The organism is Stappia sp. P2PMeth1, from assembly GCF_900185735.1.
Classification (GTDB): Bacteria; Pseudomonadota; Alphaproteobacteria; order Rhizobiales; family Stappiaceae; genus Stappia.
This window is the reverse complement of the sequence record NZ_FYAW01000039.1, coordinates 1-13806: the sequence shown is the minus strand read 5'-3', so window position 1 is coordinate 13806 and position 13806 is coordinate 1. Positions and strand designations below refer to the sequence as shown.

Genomic DNA, 13806 nt, shown 5'->3' with positions numbered 1-13806 from the left:
GACGCGGGCCGCCGGGCCCGCCCTTCGGACGGTCGCCACCGCCACCGCCAGGACCGCCGGGACCGCCGCGCGGCCGGTCGGTGCCGCCGGCACCCCGCCCGCCGACCGCCTCGCCGCCGTCCTTGCGCATGGTCAGGCCGATGCGCTTGCGCGCCATGTCGACCTCGACCACCTTCACCCGGACGATGTCGCCGGCCTTCACCACCTCGGCCGGATCGCGCACGAAGCGGTCGGCGATCTGCGAGACATGGACAAGGCCGTCCTGATGGACGCCGATATCGACGAAGGCACCGAAATTGGTGACGTTGGTGACCGTGCCTTCCAGCACCATGCCGGGGCGCAGGTCGCTCATCGTCTCGACGCCGTCGGCAAGCTTGGCGGTCTTGAACTCCGGACGCGGATCGCGGCCGGGCTTTTCCAGCTCGGTGAGGATGTCGCGCACGGTCGGCAGGCCGAACGTGTCGTCGGCGAAGCGCGCGGGATCGAGCCCCTTCAGCAGCGCCGCATTACCCATCACCTCGGACAGCGGCCGGCCGCAGGCCTGCACGATGCGGCTGGCCACCGGATAGGCTTCCGGGTGCACGGAAGACGCGTCGAGCGGATTGTCGCCGCCGGGAATGCGCAGGAAGCCGGCGCATTGCTCGAAGGCCTTGGGCCCGAGCCGCGCCACCTTGAGCAGCGCCTTGCGGTCGCGGAACGCGCCCGCCGCCTCCCGGTGCGCCACGATGGCCTCGGCAAGGCCGGCGGAAAGGCCCGAGACGCGGGCGAGCAGCGCGGTGGAGGCGGTGTTGAGGTCGACGCCGACCGCGTTCACCGCATCCTCGACCACCGCATCCAGCGCCTTGGCGAGCTTGGTCTGGTTGACGTCGTGCTGGTACTGGCCGACGCCGATGGACTTCGGCTCGATCTTGACGAGTTCGGCCAGCGGGTCCTGCAGTCGGCGGGCGATGGAGGCCGCGCCGCGCAGCGACACGTCGACGCCGGGCAGCTCGCGCGAGGCCAGCTCGCTCGCCGAGTAGATCGACGCGCCGGCCTCGTTGACGATCACCTTGATCGGGCGGCTCGCCGGCGGGATCTCGCCGAGCAGATCGGCGACCAGCCGGTCGGTCTCGCGGCTCGCCGTGCCGTTGCCGATGGCGATCAGCGAGATGCCGTGCCGGGCGATCAGCGCCTTCAGCGCCGCCATCGAACCGGTGATGTCGTTGCGCGGCTGGAACGGGTAGATCGTCGCCGTCTCGACCAGCTTGCCGGTGGCATCGACCACCGCCACCTTGACGCCGGTGCGGATGCCGGGATCGAGGCCCAGCACCGTCTTGTGGCCGGCGGGAGCGGCCAGCAGCAGGTCCTTGAGATTGCGGGCGAAGACGTGGATCGCCTCCTCCTCGGACTTCTCGCGCAGCGCGTTCATCAGGTCGAGTTCCAGATGCAGCGCCAGCTTGACCCGCCAGGCCCAGCGTGCCGTCTCCGCCAGCCAGCGGTCGGCCGGCCGGCCCCGGTCCTCGATGCCGGCGGCCTTCATCACCATCAGCTCGACCGGCTTGAAGGTGCGCTGGTCGTCCTCGTCGACGGTGAGTTCCAGCGCCAGAACGCCCTCGTTGCGCCCGCGCAGCAGCGCCAGCGCCCGGTGGCTCGGCACGTCGGCCCATTTCTCGCGATAGTCGAAATAGTCGGAGAACTTGGCGCCCGCCTGCTCCTGGCCCTCGACCACCCGCGAGCGCAGCACCGCGCCCGAGGTCATGTGCGAGCGCAGCCGCCCGACCAGCGCCGCGTCCTCCGCAAAGCGCTCCATCAGGATCTGCCGCGCGCCGTCGAGCGCCGCCTTGGCGTCCTCGACACCCTTTTCCGCGTCGACGAAGCGGCTCGCCGCCACCTGCGGGTCCTGCGAGGGATCGCCAATCAGCAGGTCCGCCAGCGGCTCCAGCCCCGCCTCGCGGGCGATCTGTGCCTTGGTCCGCCGCTTCTTCTTGAACGGCAGGTAGAGATCCTCGAGCTGCGCCTTGGTCTCGGCCGCGTGGATGCGCCCGGCCAGCGCCTCGTCCAGCTTGCCCTGTTCCTCGATGGAACGCAGGATCGCGCCGCGCCGCTCCTCCATTTCGCGCAAGTAGGTCAGCCGCTCCTCGAGCCGGCGCAACTGCGTGTCGTCGAGACCGCCGGTCGCCTCCTTGCGGTAACGGGCGACGAAGGGGACGGTGGCGCCGCCGTCGAGCAGCTCCACCGTCGCGGAGACCTGCTCCGGCCGGCAGACGAGCTCCGCCGCGATGATGCGGGCGATGCGGGCGGAAATCTCCGGCGGCAGCGCCGTCTTCGCGGACGCGGGACGGGAAGCCGGAACGTCCGGCGAAAAGGAGGAAAGATCGGTCATTTTACGGGCCTGTCGACGACATCGGGCCGCCGGGCGAGGGCCGGCCGGCGGGCCGGGCACTTTACGCAAGCCGCGCCCGCGACGCCAGTGCAGGACGCCAAGAGGCAAGGGCGAAAGTGGAAAACGGCGACAGCCGGGCCGGACGTGGCCGGGCTCGCGCTCAGCGCACGACGGTGATGCGCTGCGCGGCGCGGGTCACCGCCGTGTAGAGCCAGCGGTCGCGATATTCGCGGAAGGCCCAGCTCTCGTCGAACAGGACGACGTCGTCCCATTGCGAGCCCTGCGCCTTGTGGACGGTCAGCGCATAGCCGTAGTCGAACTCGTCGGAGCGACGCTTGAGGGCGTAGGGGATCTGGTCCGCGCCCTCCTCGAACAGGCCGGGCAGCACCTTGACCTGCACCCGGCCCTTGCCGGCGGCCTCGTCCTCCGGGCGCACGTCGAAGCGCAGCGTGTTGCCCTTGGACGGGCGCAGCCGCGCCACGGTCCACAGCCCGCCGTTGAGCAGGCCCTTGGCCTTGTCGTTGCGCAGGCACACCAGCTTGTCGCCGACCGCCGGCATCGGCGTCGTGTAACCCTTCAGCTCGCGAATGCGGCCATTGTAGAGCCGCCGCGTGCGGTTGGTGCCGACCAGCACCTGGTCGCTGGCGAGGATCGCGGCGGCATCGATCTCGCGGCGCGAGATGATGCGGCTGTCGCCGTAGCGGCCCGCCTCCAGCTCGCCGCCCTCGCGGATCAGCATCGACATGTGGACGATGGGATTGTCGCGCGCCTGGCGGTGCACCTCCGACAGCATCACGTCGGGCTCCGCCTCGGTGAAGAAGCCGCCGCCCTTGACCGGGGGAAGCTGCGCCGGATCGCCGAGCACCAGGACCGGCGTGCCGAAAGACAGGAGGTCGCGGCCGAGATCCTCGTCGACCATCGAGCATTCGTCGATGACGATCAGCTTGGCCTTGGAGGCGATGCTGTCGCGGTTGATCGAGAAGCTGAGGCTCTCCTCCTCGTCCTCGCTCTCCTCCTTGCGGCCGCGCGGCCGGTAGATCATCGCGTGGATGGTGGTGGCGTCGACGCAGCCCTTCTGGCGCAGCACATGCGCCGCCTTGCCGGTGAAGGCGCCGAAGGCGACATCGCCGTCGATGCCTTCCGCCAGATGGCGGGCGAGCGTCGTCTTGCCCGTGCCGGCGAAGCCGAACAGGCGGAAGACCTGCTTGTCTTTCGATTTCAGCCAGCGCGCCGTCTCGTCGAGCGCGTGCCGCTGCTGGGGCGACCAGTCCATGAAGCGAATCGGATCCCGAGTTGGTTCGCTTCCTTCCTACAGGCTTCGCGCCCGCCTGTGCACCCGCTTAGGGGCGCGGATAGAGCTTCACCCCCGTCCCGGTGACCGAAAAGCCGGCCATATAGGGGTCGCGCTCGTCGAGCGTGATGGTGGAGGTGCCCGTCTTCACCGCCCAGCCCTCGATGGTCGGCACGATGGCCGGCCGGCCGCCGACGGTGGTCTCGGATTTCACCCCGCCGGTGAACAGCGAGCCGATGACGCTCTCATGCACGAAGCGGTCGCCGACCTTCAGCCGGCCGCGCGCATGCAACTGGGCAAGGCGGGCCGAGGTGCCGGTGCCGCAGGGGCTGCGGTCGATGGCCTTGTCGCCGTAGAAGACGGCGTTGCGCGCATCCGCCCCCGGCTGGGTCGCGGGGCCCGTCCACTGGATATGGCTGATGCCGCGGATGCGCCCGTCCTCCGGGTGCACCATCTCGTATGCCTCGTTGAGCGCGGCGCGCAAGGGCGGGCTGATCGCCACCAGCCGGTCGACATCGATGGCGCCGACGCCCGGAAAATTGTCCTGCGGCTCGATGATCGCGTAGAAATTGCCGCCATATGCGACGTCGAAGGTCAGCCGGCCGAGCTCCGGGCAATCGATCTCAAGATCCTGCGCCGCAAGGAAGGAGGGCACGTTGGTCAGCCGCACGGAGCGGACATGCTCGCCCTCCATCTCGTAATCGGCAAGCACCAGACCGGCCGGCGTTTCGAGCCGCGCCTGGCCCGGCGTGCGGGGCACCAGGAGCCCCTCCTCGATCGCCATCGTCACGGTGCCGATGGTGCCGTGGCCGCACATCGGCAGGCAGCCGGAGGTCTCGATATAGAGCACGCCGATGTCGCAATCCTCCCGCGTCGGCGGATAGAGGATCGAGCCGGACATCATGTCGTGGCCGCGCGGCTCGAACATCAGCCCGGTGCGGATCCAGTCGTAGCGCTCAAGGAAATCCGCCCGCCGCGCCAGCATGCTGTCGCCGGCAAGATTGGGTCCTCCGCCGGCAACGAGCCGCACCGGATTGCCGCAGGTGTGTCCGTCGATGCAGAAGAACGTATGCCGCGCCACGGCTGCCTCCTCGAGAAAAGAACCGTCTGTCAGAACCTGTCGACCGCATAAGGGGCAAGGTCGACGGAGGGCTGCTCGCCGGCGACGAGCGCGGCGACGAGTTCGCCCGTCACCGCCGCCTGCGTCAAGCCGTGATGGGCATGGCCGAAGGCGTGGATCAGGCCGGGGATCCGCCGGCTTGGCGAGATCACCGGCAGGCTGTCGGGCAGCGAGGGGCGGAAGCCCATCCAGCGCTCGCCGGTCTCGGCCCTGAGCTTCGGCACCACCTTGCCGGCGCGCGCGACCAGCGCATCGACGCGACGCCAGTCCGGGTCGGCGGACAGCCCGCCGAACTCCACCGCCCCGCCGATGCGCAGGCCGCTCGCCAGCGGCGACAGCACGAAGCCGTAGCCGGCCAGCATGATGAAGCGGCGGAAGGAGACGCCGGGATCGGGCACGGTGATGTTGTAGCCGCGCTCGGTGTCGAGCGGCACGTCCTCGCCGAGGCCGGCGGCAAGCCGCCGCGACCAGGCGCCGCAAGCGAGCACCACATGCGGCGCCCGGCGCACCGGCCCTTCACGCAGGCGCAGCATGACGCCCTCGCCGCCGCGCACCAGCGCCACCACCTCGCCGCGCTCGATGACGCCGCCGCGCGCCCGCACATGGGCGGCAAGATCGAGACACAGCCCGTGCGGATCGTCCACCTGCACCCAGCCGGGAAGGAAGGCGCCGCCGACGACCGTGGGCCCCAGATCCGGCTCCATGTCGCGGATCTCCGCACCGCTCAGCTCGCGCACCTCGATGCCGTGGTCGCGCTGCAACTGCCAGCCGGGCCGGGCGCGGGCGACTTCACCCGGCTTGTCGAAGACGTCGAGGCAGCCCTCGCGCTTCACCCGGCCGAGTGTCCCGCTGCCCTGCCACAGCCGCTCCCAGGCCGGCAGCGCCGCACCATTGAGCGCGGCGATGGCGGAAATCGACCGGCGCCAGGCGGCCGGCCGCGAAGCCTGCATGAAGCGCAGCATCCAGGGCAGGATGGAGAGGGCATAGGCGGGGCGGATGGCGAGCGGGCCGAGCGGATCGAGCAGCCAGCCCGGCGCCTTGCGCCAGATGCCGGGCGAGGCGAGCGGGGCGACATCGGTCCAGGCGACGGCGGCGGCATTGCCGCGCGAGGCGCCGCTGCCCGGCGCGTCCCGGTCGATCACCGTCACCGCATGGCCGCGCGCCAGCAGCACCGCCGCCGTGGCGAGGCCGACGATGCCGGCACCGATGATCGTGACCTCGGATCTGTCGCTCATGCGCTCATCCTGTCCCGGGGCGCGCCCCGCCTGTTGCGCGGATCCACCAAGCGGATCCGCAGTGCCTCAGAGCGTCGGCAGGGTCGGCCGGACCGCCAGCGCGGCGCGGATGATGCCGTCGACCCGCTCGGCCTCGGCACCCGACAGCGCCATGCGCGGCGCCCGGCAGCGGTCGTTGGAGCCGATCGCATGCACTTCGGCGCGCTTGATGTTCTGCACCAGATTGGTCGACACATCGAGATCCAGCAAGGGGCGGAACCAGCGGTAGATCGCCCGCGCCTCCTCGATGCGGCCGGCCTCTGCCAGCTTCCAGATCGCCACCGTCTCCTTCGGGAAGGCGACGACGAGGCCGGCGACCCAGCCGGTGGCGCCCATGACGAGGCTTTCCAGCGCCAGGTTGTCGACGCCGGTGAAGACGTCGAAGCGATCGCCGAAGCGCGAGATCACCTCGCTGACGCGGCGGATGTCGTCGGTGGACTCCTTCATCGCCACGACCAGCGGCTCGGCGGCCAGTTCCTCGAACATCTCCAGCGTCACGTCGACGCCATAGGCGACCGGGTTGTTATAGATCATCGACGGCAGGCCGGAGCCGCGGATGACCGCGAAGAGATGCGCCAGCGTCTCGTGCGGGGCCGAGCGATAGGGCACACCGGGCAGCACCATCAGCCCGTCGGCGCCGGCCTTGGCCGCGGCCTGCGCGGCCGCAACCGCGCGGCGGGTCGAGCTTTCGCACACGGTCATCAGGACGGGGCGGCTGCCGGCGACGGACTTGGCCAGCTTGAGGATCTCGAGCTTTTCGTCTCCCTCCAGCTCCATCGCCTCGCCGAGCGAGCCGCAGACGATCAGCCCGTCGACGCCCGCCTCGACCTGCAGCGCGAAGCAGCGCTCCATCTCGGCCATGTCGAGCCTGTCGTCGCTGGTGAACTTGGTGGTTACCGCCGGAAAGACACCGCGCCACATGATCGAAACTCCCTTGCCGTCATCTGATATATCAGTTGTCGGATGCACATTCCCATGCGGCTTTCTTTCTGTCAACAACTGATATATCAAGAGGGGGCAGTGTGGTGAATTTGAGATAGACCTCATGTTGGCAGCACCCTCCAGGGCGTGTTTCAAATTCGAAAACTGCGCTGGAAACGGAACTCGCTCGTCACCCTGTTGACTCTGAAGTTCGCTCAAGGCACGCCGCCAGATGTGACGAACTTCAGCTTCGGGTGACCGGCCAGAGGAGAGCGCCATGACAGCCAGCCCCGCCGGAGGCAGCCGCGCCGCCGACACCGCCGAGCCCGCCGCCGCAAGCGGCCAGGAGGGAGAGGAAAGCCGCGCGGCCCGCGCCTATCGCGCGCTGGAGGAGCAGATCGTCACGCTCGGCCTTGCGCCCGGCACGGCGATGACGGAAAGCCGCATCGCGGCGCTGCTCGACATGGGCCGCACGCCGATCCGCGAGGCGATCCAGCGCCTCGCCTGGGAGGGGCTGGTGACGATCCGCCCGCGCCTCGGCATTCTCGTCGCCGAGATCAACCCGGCCGATTTCGCCCGCGTGCTCGAGGCGCGGCACGCCCTTGAGATCCTGCTGACCGGTTCGGCCGCGCATCTGGCGAGCCGCGACGAGCGCGACCGGCTGGCCGACTGCGCCCGCGCCATGCGCGATGCCGCCGCCAAGGGCGATGTCGCCGCCTTCCTGCGCGAGGACAAGACCTTCGACGAAATCGTCGCGGTCGCCTCCTGCAACCCCTTCGCCGCCCGCGTGGTGGCGCCGCTGCAGAGCCATTCGCGGCGGTTCTGGTTCCGCTATTTCGGCGAGAGCGACCTCAACTCCGCCGCCTGGCACCATATGGAACTGATGCAGGCCATCGCCTCTGGCGACGTCGCCCTCGCCCGCGCCCGCGCCGACGACCTGATGCACTATCTCCGCCGCCAGGCGATGACGCTGACGGGCGGGTTGGAGCGGTAGGGGGGGGAGACAACGAACTTTCCTGAGTTGGTAATCGCGTGGCAGCGAACTCTCTGGGAATCCGATCACCATCGAGCACACCACATCGTTGGCGCGGGCTTTGTAGAAAAGCGCCCGCCGAGATCTAGTCCTGCCGGATTTGCACCGGCCCTAGCGAATCCAATTGCTGCTGGCCGCTGCTCATTTGGTGAGTGGAGCGAATAGCGCACCGGCCACTTCAGAGAAATTGTACCACGCGAATACTTGCTTCCAGAACGCCCGAAGAAGTGCTAATTTTTCTAGGCGTTGCCAAAAGGGGGGAGTAATGGCGCTCAGGCCCGATAAATTTTTCCCGACGCTAAGGCTGTTCTGTGTCGCTGGAACTGCTGCGCTAATGGCTGGATGTTCGTCGGACGAGCCACGCGAACGAGAGGCTAGACAAGCCGTCGAGGCAGATCATCGGGATCTCGGTCAGATTGTTTCGTATGAAAAAATAAATGGCGAGAAACTCGTCGTACAAGGAGTGAAGGGTTACAGGCTCTTTTATCGAGCCTCTACAAAGATGGTAGACGGATACATTTGGCGCACTGGAGGTTGGCAGGGCTCGGGCATACAAAAGGGGCGGAACAAGGGCGGCTTCGGAGAGTATGGCGCGACCAACTTTACTCCGATCCCCGCCGGCTCAACGTTTATCACCGAGGGAACGATAGTATTTCGACTTACTGATAACGGATGGATTGTCGACTCGCGCCAGCAAACGCGTCAGGGGTACTGCAACCCAGATGTAAAGGTTACCGATTGCAGCTTCGCGAAAATAGACATGGCACAGGCCCAACGCGATGCTGCCGCAAAGGCGCGAAAGCAGGCCGAGGAAACCGCTAAGAGACAGGCTTTTGAAGCTTTGCGGCCCAACGTGAGCCCTTGGAGTGATATTACTATCCAGAATGATCGTGTCGTCAGTATCACTCTCAAGTCTGATCAGTGTTTAGAGGCGAAGAGACGGGCAACTAACGAGCTTGGGCATGGATATCACTATCGGCCCACAGATTTGAACGGCAGCGTGGGTAACTGGATATTCGTTAAGGAAGGAGAGAACGTCGCAATCTTTCCCTCTCCAGTGCGGTCAATCACCTTCGCGAGAGATAGCACAAGTCGGCCGAGGGGTTGGAGGACTCTCGCGATACGCACGTGGACCCGTACCGCGAGTGGCTGTCAGCCGATGTAGCATCGCTTCCTATCAGAAACCCCGCCACGAATGGCGGGGGAGTTTTCAGTCGATATTGAACGGAGCGTCTCTGCGCTCCACTTCCTTTTTCAGTTGCCTCGCCACCATCAAGGATAGCTCTCTTGATGGTGACCGCGAGAAGCCCAGGGAAACTACCCGCGGCGTGGTCGGCCACTGCGTTTCCCCTCCGCTTGGAGTTAGAGTCTGACCTCGATTCAAGGACGGGTGGATCGAGCGGAAACTGTTTGCGGAAGAGCAGATCAGCAGCGTGCGGCGTGAGTATGTGGTGCCTCTCTCGAACACAACCCCCTACCCCGGCAACGCCCCCAGCAAGGCCTTGCCGGCTTCCTCGATATGGGTGCGCAGGATCTCCTGCGCGGCCTGCGCATCGCGGCGGCGGCAGGCGGCGAGGAGTTCGCGGTGCTCGCGGTCGGAGCGCACCGCGTAGTCGAGCTGGCGGATGGCGATGCGCAGGTAGCGGTCCGCCGCATCGTGCAGCAATGAGATATGCGCGAGCAGGCGCGGCCGGCCGCAGGCCTCGTACAGCGTCATGTGGAAACGCTTGTTGAGCGCGCCGAACGCCTCGATGGGCGCGGTTTCCAATTCGCCCTGGATGCTTTCCGCCCGGTCGATCCGGCTCTCGGTGAGTTCGGGGATCGCGTGGCGCAGGGCAAGACACTCGGCCAGCACCCGCATCTCGTGGATCTCGGCAAGATCGCGCGCGTCGATGGCGGCAACGCTGGCGCCGCGATTGCGAACCATCTCCACGAAGCCTTCCGCCTGCAGCAGGCGCAGCGCCTCGCGCACCGGCATGCGGCTGACGCCGTAAGCCTCGGCAATCGTCTCCTGGCGCAGCGGCTGGCCGGCGGCGAGTTCCCCGGAAATGATCCGCGCACGCAGCCGGTCGGCGACGGACTGCGTCTGGTCGCGGCCCTTGGCGCCCGCTGCTCGCATCCCCTGCCCGCTGTCGCCCGATCCGCTCGCCGTCATGACCCGTCTGTCCGTCCTCGTGCCCGCAGCAAAGGGCTGACCGCGCGCGTCGCCGCGACCCACCCTGATTCCCCGCCTTCGACAATTGACATAGCCCGGCAAGTTCTGCATTCAATATCTTTAATTGGATCCAATATGGAGAATCGTATGACAGTTTCTCGCCTGCGCCACATCCCCGGCATCAATGTCGACAAGATGGGCAATGCCGCCGACGCGCTCGATGATCCGGACATGCTGCGGCTGGAGAACCTCGACACGGATATCGCCCCGCCGCGCGCCGCGCTGGAGGCGACCCGCGCCGCGGTCGATGCGGACGCGGCCAACAGCTACCTGCCGTTCCTCGGCATCCACGCCTTGCGCGAGGCGGCCGTCGCCCGGATCAAGGCCGGCACGGGCGTCGCTTTCGATCCGGAAGCGGAGTGCATCGTCTCGGCCGGCGGCCTCTCCGGCATTCTCAACGTGCTGCTGGCGATCCTGGAGCCGGGCGACGAGGTGATCATCACCGATCCGGCCTATGCCGGCCTGCTCAACCGCATCCGCCTGGCCGGCGGCGTGCCGCGCCTGGTGCCCTTGAAGGTAGCGGAGGGCGGCTGGCGGCTGGACCTTGAGGCGCTGGCCGCCGCCCGCTCGCACAAGACGCGCGCGGTGCTGACCATGAGCCCGTCGATGCCGTCGGGCATCGTCCACACTCTTGAGGAATGGCAGGCGATCTGCGATCTGGTGCGCCAGACGGGCGCCTGGCTGCTGCACGATGCGGCAATGGAGCGCATCCTCTATACCGATGCGCCGGTTCTGCATCCGCTGCAGTTTCCGGACATGCGCGAACGCACCGTCACCGTCGGCAGCGTCTCCAAGGAATACCGGATGATCGGCTGGCGCGTCGGCTGGATCGTCGGCCCGCGCGAGCTGATGAACGATGTCGGCCTTGTCAGCCTGTCCAACGTCGTCTGCCAGGTCGGCATCGGCATGCCGGGCGCCGCCGCCGCGCTGACGACCAATGACGACGGGGTGGCGCAGGCGACCGCCCGCTGGCGCGCAAGGCGCGACCTGATCCTCACCGAGCTTGCCGATCTTCCTTGCGTCAGGCCCGATGGCGGCTGGTCGCTGCTGATCGACACGGCCGCGCTCGGCCTGCCGCCGGAGCGGGCCTCGGCGCTGCTGCTCGACAAGGGCCGGATCGCCGCCACCGCGATGACCGGCTGGGGCGCGCCGGACCGGGCCGGGCGCTACCTGCGCCTCGTCTTCGCCAACGAGCCGCGCGCCCGCCTTGCCGGGATCCGCGAGCGCTTCCGCGCCGCCTGGGGGTTGTGAGGCGCGGCAGCGCTACAGCCGGGCCTCGATCTCGCGGGAAAGATGCCCGGCGACCTCGCGCAGGAGCGCGGGCGGGGCGAGTTCGCCGTCGCCGGCAAGGCCGAGATAGGCCCGGCGCGCGGCGCAAAGCACCTCGCCCGTGCGCCCGCCGAGGGCATCGGCGGCCTTTTCCGCCGCCTCGTCCTTGGACAGGAAGGCGCCGGTGCCGGCCGTCCACCACATGCGCGCCAGCGTCAGCAGCACGTTGCGCGCATCCCCGTCCAGCCCTTCGACCAGTCCCGGCAGCAGCCGGCGCATCGCCTCGCGGACCTGCCCGGCGCCGATCTCCGGCAGCAGGTCGGTAGCATCTGGCCCGGCAATCGGCACGGCCTGCCGGCGCGCCTGCGCCAGAACCAGCGTGTGCTCGGGATCGGCGAACGGCTGCGGCAGCTCACCCGCTTCGAAGCCCGCGCGCAGCCACTCGCCATAGACGAAAGTGCTCTCCATCGCGGCGGAGGGGCGGGCAAGGGCCGAGCGGTCGAACACCATCAACTCGATGCAGCGCGGCCCGCCGACGGGGGCCGGATATGGCGCCGAGATCCGCAGCAGCGCCTTGAGCAGCCGGCGGCGCGCCGGCGCGTCCGGCGGGTGGTCGACGACGGCGAGGAGATCGAGGTCGCTATGCGGACGCAAGCCTCCGGCAACGGCCGAACCGTGCAGGTAGAGCCCGGCGAGCGGCATGTCGGCCTCCGCCTGCAGGAGGGCGAGAACCGCCTGCGCCTGTTCCGGACTGCCGATCCCGCCTTGCATATGCGTCCTCTTGCCGGCCGGCCTTAAAACGACGAAGGCCCCGCCGGACGGCGGAGCCTTCGATCACATCTCGAAACCTCGGATGCGGGAGAGGCCGGCTCAGGCCGCCTTCTCTTCCGGCTCGCGCAGCACATAGCCACGGCCCCAGACGGTCTCGATATAGTTCTTGCCCGACGTGGCGGCCGCCAGCTTCTTGCGCAGCTTGCAGATGAACACGTCGATGATCTTCAGCTCCGGCTCGTCCATGCCGCCATAGAGATGGTTGAGGAACATCTCCTTGGTGAGCGTCGTCCCCTTGCGCAGGGAGAGCAGCTCCAGCATCTGGTATTCCTTGCCGGTCAGATGCACGCGCTGGCCCGAAACCTCGACCGTCTTGGTATCGAGATTGACGACCAGGTCGCCCGTGGTGATGACCGACTGGGCATGACCCTTCGAGCGGCGCACGATCGCATGGATGCGCGCGACCAGTTCGTCCTTGTGGAACGGCTTGGTCATGTAGTCGTCGGCGCCGAAGCCGAGACCGCGCACCTTGTCCTCGATGCCGGCAAGGCCGGACAGGATCAGGATCGGCGTCTTCACCTTGGACACGCGCAGCGTCCGCAAGACCTCGTAGCCCGACATGTCGGGCAGGTTGAGGTCCAACATGATGATGTCGTAATCGTAAAGCTTGCCGAGGTCGATGCCTTCCTCGCCAAGATCCGTCGTATAGACGTTGAAATTCTCGGACTTGAGCATCAGCTCGATGCTCTGCGCCGTGGCGCTGTCATCCTCGATCAACAGGACACGCATGCCAATCCCCTATGTCTGCCTATCCTGGGCAAGCCGCGCCGGCCGATACGCTCCCGGTGCTAAGGACTGCGGTTAACCTCGACTCACTGTGTGAGACAATGGTTAACAAATTCTGATTCACACCTGCAAGCGCCGATGAGGCCAGTTTGGAAAACTTTTCCAAATGCTTGAAAATTCAATGGAAATCCTTTCCATAAAATCTTCAAGTGTCACATTAAGAAGCCGCGGCAAACGACTCAGGTGACTCAACCTCTACGCCGAACGCGGGACCCAGGATGGCTCACCATCCATGAACCCTCGTGACTAAGATTAACCAAACTCGTAAATGATAGGTTACCGTATCCTGGCTTTTCGGGACCTTCTTTACCGAGCCTTGAGGATCAGATGGACCCGCTCTTCGCCGAACTCGAAGCCCTGATGCCCGCCGAGATCTACGGACGGGTGGTCGCCGTGCAGGGTCTGCTGGTCGAGGTCGCCGGCCCCGTGCACGAAATGAGCGTCGGCGCCGTGCTGGCCGTGGAGAGCGGGGAGAACGGCCCGGCCGTGCCGGCCGAGGTGGTCGGCTTCCGCGACGAGCGGGCGCTGTGCATGCCCTTTGCCGGGCTGGAGGGCGTGCGGCTCGGCTGCCGCGCCGTGCTGATGGCGCGCGCGAGCCTTGCCCATCCGTGCGAGGCCTGGCTCGGGCGCGTCGTCAACGCCATGGGCGAGCCGATCGACGGGCTCGGCCCCCTGCCCGCCGGCGGCGAGCCGCGGCGGCTGCG

General features: G+C 67.6%; 10 protein-coding genes and 1 pseudogene. 3 read left to right on the top strand and 8 right to left on the bottom strand.

What is annotated here, in order from left to right; translation table 11 throughout:
- The 5 genes from P2PM1_RS21630 to P2PM1_RS21610 form a co-directional block, all read right to left on the bottom strand.
- Positions 1–2362, bottom strand: a 2362-nt coding sequence (locus tag P2PM1_RS21630; RefSeq protein ID WP_186400505.1) for a Tex family protein, incomplete at its 3' end; no start/stop codon positions are given.
- Positions 2363–2522: 160 nt separating this feature from the next.
- Positions 2523–3635, bottom strand: coding sequence for an ATP-dependent RecD-like DNA helicase (locus tag P2PM1_RS21625; RefSeq protein WP_186388388.1), 1113 nt, complete (start codon positions 3633–3635; stop codon positions 2523–2525).
- A gap of 67 nt (positions 3636–3702) precedes the next feature.
- Positions 3703–4734, bottom strand: coding sequence for a 4-hydroxyproline epimerase (locus tag P2PM1_RS21620; RefSeq protein ID WP_186400504.1), 1032 nt, complete (start codon positions 4732–4734; stop codon positions 3703–3705).
- Between the two features lie 29 nt (positions 4735–4763).
- On the bottom strand, positions 4764–6008 hold the full coding sequence (locus P2PM1_RS21615; protein ID WP_186400503.1) for an FAD-binding oxidoreductase: 1245 nt from the start codon (positions 6006–6008) through the stop codon (positions 4764–4766).
- Positions 6009–6074: 66 nt separating this feature from the next.
- Entirely contained in the window at positions 6075–6968 is an 894-nt protein-coding gene (locus tag P2PM1_RS21610) for a dihydrodipicolinate synthase family protein (RefSeq protein ID WP_186400502.1), read from the bottom strand.
- Positions 6969–7245: 277 nt separating this feature from the next.
- Here P2PM1_RS21610 and P2PM1_RS21605 point away from each other — a divergent pair, with 277 nt between their 5' ends.
- Positions 7246–7962 carry a GntR family transcriptional regulator gene (locus P2PM1_RS21605; protein WP_186400501.1) on the top strand — a complete coding sequence of 239 codons (717 nt, stop codon included), beginning with the start codon at positions 7246–7248 and terminating at the stop codon, positions 7960–7962.
- A gap of 1513 nt (positions 7963–9475) precedes the next feature.
- Here the strand turns inward: P2PM1_RS21605 and P2PM1_RS21600 are convergent.
- The gene (locus tag P2PM1_RS21600; protein ID WP_244301592.1) at positions 9476–10156 is read right to left on the bottom strand and encodes a GntR family transcriptional regulator; all 681 of its coding nucleotides are present in this window, start codon (positions 10154–10156) and stop codon (positions 9476–9478) included.
- 147 nt (positions 10157–10303) lie between these two features.
- On the opposite strand from P2PM1_RS21600, the gene P2PM1_RS21595 reads away from it, so the two are divergent.
- Positions 10304–11467: a pyridoxal phosphate-dependent aminotransferase gene (locus P2PM1_RS21595; protein ID WP_186400500.1), complete on the top strand. Its 1164-nt coding sequence runs from the start codon at positions 10304–10306 to the stop codon at positions 11465–11467.
- Between the two features lie 12 nt (positions 11468–11479).
- Here P2PM1_RS21595 and P2PM1_RS21590 read toward each other — a convergent pair whose 3' ends face one another.
- Positions 11480–12256 carry an aminoglycoside adenylyltransferase domain-containing protein gene (locus P2PM1_RS21590; protein ID WP_186400499.1) on the bottom strand — a complete coding sequence of 259 codons (777 nt, stop codon included), beginning with the start codon at positions 12254–12256 and terminating at the stop codon, positions 11480–11482.
- 99 nt (positions 12257–12355) lie between these two features.
- Positions 12356–13045, bottom strand: coding sequence for a response regulator transcription factor CtrA (ctrA, locus tag P2PM1_RS21585; protein WP_067218837.1), 690 nt, complete (start codon positions 13043–13045; stop codon positions 12356–12358).
- 384 nt (positions 13046–13429) lie between these two features.
- Between ctrA and fliI the strand changes: the two are divergent.
- Positions 13430–13806 (top strand): annotated as a pseudogene (gene fliI, locus P2PM1_RS21580) (flagellum-specific ATP synthase FliI); the annotation flags it as partial.